Below are 1,052 nucleotides of genomic sequence, written 5' to 3'. Positions count from 1 at the left end.
AGGTCACACCTGTTCCCATGCCGAACACAGTAGTTAAGCTCTTCAGCGCCGATGGTAGTCGGGTTTACCCCCGTGAGAGTAGGACGTCGCCAGGTCGATACATATTGGAGGATTAGCTCAGCTGGGAGAGCACTTGCCTTACAAGCAAGGGGTCGCAGGTTCGAACCCTGCATCCTCCACCATTTACATTTAGTTAGCCGGCCTAGCTCAACTGGCAGAGCAACTGATTTGTAATCAGTAGGTTGGGGGTTCAAGTCCTCTGGCCGGCACCATGAGTTGCCTGCTGCTAACTTAAAAATTTCAAGAGCCATTAGCTCAGCTGGTAGAGCATCTGACTTTTAATCAGAGGGTCGAAGGTTCGAATCCTTCATGGCTCACCATGTATTCTATGCGGGTGTGGTGGAATTGGCAGACACGCTAGATTTAGGATCTAGTGCTTCACGGCGTGGGGGTTCAAGTCCCTCCACCCGCATTATTAAGCGGAAGTAGTTCAGTGGTAGAACATCACCTTGCCAAGGTGGGGGTCGCGGGTTCGAATCCCGTCTTCCGCTCCATTTACTAAGCCAAGTTACTTAATGATATTATAATAAACAACACGACATATACAAAACTGCCGAGCCGGGGTGGCGGAATTGGCAGACGCACAGGACTTAAAATCCTGCGGTGGGTTTCCACCGTGCCGGTTCGAGTCCGGCCCTCGGCACCAAATATATACATGCGCCCGTAGCTCAATTGGATAGAGCGTCTGACTACGGATCAGAAGGTTAGGGGTTCGACTCCTCTCGGGCGCGCCATTATAACGGGAAGTAGCTCAGCTTGGTAGAGCACTTGGTTTGGGACCAAGGGGTCGCAGGTTCGAATCCTGTCTTCCCGACCATTCCAAATTTATAATGGGGCCTTAGCTCAGCTGGGAGAGCGCCTGCTTTGCACGCAGGAGGTCAGCGGTTCGATCCCGCTAGGCTCCACCAATTATTTCATTTTGATCTTTGAAAACTGAACGAACCAACCAGTACGTCAAAACATTTCTTCTTTAATGAAGAAATTTGAAACAA

The 1,052-nt window shown here is 50.4% G+C and carries 9 tRNA genes and 1 other annotated feature; all 9 genes read left to right on the top strand.

The features are described 5' to 3' along the window. Positions 1 to 85: a sequence feature (5S ribosomal RNA rRNA prediction is too short), on the top strand. 21 nt (positions 86 to 106) lie between these two features. Continuing rightward, positions 107 to 182, top strand: a tRNA-Val gene (locus H615_RS0119935). A 14-nt stretch (positions 183 to 196) separates the two neighbouring features. Next, positions 197 to 272: transfer RNA gene (locus tag H615_RS0119930), tRNA-Thr, on the top strand. A gap of 32 nt (positions 273 to 304) precedes the next feature. Next, a tRNA-Lys gene (locus H615_RS0119925) sits at positions 305 to 380 on the top strand. 10 nt (positions 381 to 390) lie between these two features. Beyond that, positions 391 to 472: transfer RNA gene (locus tag H615_RS0119920), tRNA-Leu, on the top strand. Between the two features lie 7 nt (positions 473 to 479). Further along, positions 480 to 554, top strand: a tRNA-Gly gene (locus tag H615_RS0119915). A gap of 63 nt (positions 555 to 617) precedes the next feature. Then, a tRNA-Leu gene (locus H615_RS0119910) sits at positions 618 to 706 on the top strand. Between the two features lie 11 nt (positions 707 to 717). Next, positions 718 to 794: transfer RNA gene (locus H615_RS0119905), tRNA-Arg, on the top strand. A 6-nt stretch (positions 795 to 800) separates the two neighbouring features. Beyond that, positions 801 to 877 (top strand) — tRNA-Pro (locus tag H615_RS0119900). 15 nt (positions 878 to 892) lie between these two features. Further along, positions 893 to 968: transfer RNA gene (locus H615_RS0119895), tRNA-Ala, on the top strand. Positions 969 to 1,052: the final 84 nt, after the last annotated feature.

Origin of the sequence: Halobacillus kuroshimensis DSM 18393 (assembly GCF_000425705.1) — a bacterium.
GTDB lineage: Bacteria > Bacillota > Bacilli > Bacillales > Halobacillaceae > Halobacillus > Halobacillus kuroshimensis.
This window is presented reverse-complemented; position numbering and strand designations above follow the sequence as displayed.